At 73.7% G+C, this 1,521-nt stretch carries 1 protein-coding gene; it reads right to left on the reverse strand.

What is annotated here, in order from left to right; genetic code table 11:
- Nucleotides 1-6 precede the first annotated feature (6 nt).
- Nucleotides 7-1,521: aldehyde dehydrogenase (NADP(+)) (locus ACIPJI_RS36535; RefSeq protein ID WP_402251284.1), on the reverse strand; the 1,515-nt coding region annotated here is incomplete at its 5' end.

Consider the following 1,521-nt stretch of genomic DNA (forward strand, 5'->3'; position numbering starts at 1 on the left):
TGCGGGTCAGTGTTGCAGGCGGCCGTTCACGCGCCGGGGAAGTCCGAGCGGGTTGTCGTCGCGCAGTTCCGGCGGGAGCAGGGCCTGGGGGGTGGTCTGGTAGGTGACCGGGCGCAGCCAGCGTTCGATGGCGGTGGCGCCGACGGAGGTGGAGGTGGAGGTGGTGGCGGGGTAGGGGCCGCCGTGGTGCTGGGCCGGGGCGACGGCGACGCCGGTGGGCCAGCCGTTGACCAGGATCCGGCCCGCCAGCGGGGTCAACCGGGCCAGCAGGTCACCGCCGCGGCCCTCGCCGTGGGTCTCGGCCGTGGACAGGTGGACGGTGGCGGTCAGGTTGCCGGGCAGCCGCGCCAGCACCGCACCCACCTCGGCCTCGTCACGGTAACGGGCGACGACGGTGACCGGCCCGAAACACTCCTCCAGCAGCACATCATGCGCACCCGGCCCGGTCAGACGCTCGGCCGGAACGGTCAGGAACCCGGCCCGCACCCCCCGCTCACCCTCCGCACCCGGCTCCACCGGGCACTCCACATCCGCCAGCGCCGCCCGCTCCGCCACCCCGGCCACGAAGTTCTCCCGCATCCGCCCGTCCAGCAGCACCCCCGCCGCCGTCTGCGCCACCACCCCCGTCAGCGCCTTCACCAACCGGTCCCCCTCCACCGACGCCGGAGCCAGCACCAGCCCCGGCTTCACACAGAACTGCCCCACCCCCAACGTCATCGACCCGGCAAGACCCGCACCGATCTCCTCCGCCCGCTCGGCAGCGGCCGCCTCCGTGACCACCACCGGATTGAGCGACCCCAACTCCCCGTGGAAGGGAATCGGCACCGGCCGCGCCGCCGCCGCGTCGAACAACGCCCGCCCACCCCGCACCGACCCGGTGAACCCCGCCGCCGCCACCAGCGGATGCGCCACCAACGCCACCCCCGCCTCGAAACCGTGCACCAGCCCCACCACACCCTCCGGCAGCCCCCGCTCCACCGCAGCCCGCCGCAGCACCCCCGCCACCCGCTCCGACAACCCCGGATGATCCGGATGCGCCTTCACCACCACCGGACACCCCGCCGCCAACGCACTGGCCGTGTCCCCACCCGCCACCGAGAACGCGAACGGGAAATTCGACGCCGCATACACCGCCACCACACCCAACGGCACCTTGAACCGCCGCAGATCCGGCACCGGCGGCGTCGCCCCCGGATCAGGATGATCGATGATCACCCCCAGGAACGACCCCTCCTCCACCACCTCCGCGAACGCCCGCAACTGGTAACACGTCCGCGCCAACTCACCACGCAACCGCACCCCACCCAGCGCCGTCTCCCCGTCCGCCACCTCCACCAAGGAGTCCGACGACTCCTCCAGCAGATCCGCCGCCCCCCGCAGGAACCCCGCCCGCACCCCACGATCCACCAGCGAACCCCGCGCCTCCCACGCGGCCCGCACCACACCGTCCACCTCCCCCGCAGACGCCTCCACCCCCACCCGCTCCCGCCGCTTCCCGCTACGGGGGTCGACACTCCAGAC

Origin of the sequence: Streptomyces sp. NPDC086835 (assembly GCF_044745705.1) — a bacterium.
In the GTDB taxonomy this organism is placed as follows: domain Bacteria; phylum Actinomycetota; class Actinomycetes; order Streptomycetales; family Streptomycetaceae; genus Streptomyces.